The 259-nt window shown below is 61.8% G+C and carries 1 pseudogene; it reads right to left on the bottom strand.

The annotated features are described in order from the left end of the window. Positions 1 to 230: pseudogene (locus tag HWN72_RS32135) on the bottom strand (SAM-dependent DNA methyltransferase); the annotation flags it as partial. Between the last annotated feature and the right edge of the window lie 29 nt (positions 231 to 259).

Below are 259 nucleotides of genomic sequence, written 5' to 3' on the forward strand. Positions count from 1 at the left end.
GGATCGCATGGCTTTGCCTTTTCACGATCCTGCGAAGCCGAACCGCCTGCTTCGACAGGCTGATCCGACGTGATCGTGGCGATCGTGGTTTTGCCTTTGGGTGCCGTGGCAAGCCGCGCTGTCCAGCCTCCGAGGATGTGAGCCGGTGTGAACCACTGCTCGCGGATTTCCCCGGAAAGGGCATCGCCAACGACGAGGCGGGCAGGAATATGAAGCAGCGACAGCTGCACGTAGGCCATGTGGATGGCACGCGGATCGA

Origin of the sequence: Novosphingobium sp. HR1a, from assembly GCF_015594425.1 — a bacterium.
GTDB lineage: Bacteria > Pseudomonadota > Alphaproteobacteria > Sphingomonadales > Sphingomonadaceae > Novosphingobium > Novosphingobium resinovorum_A.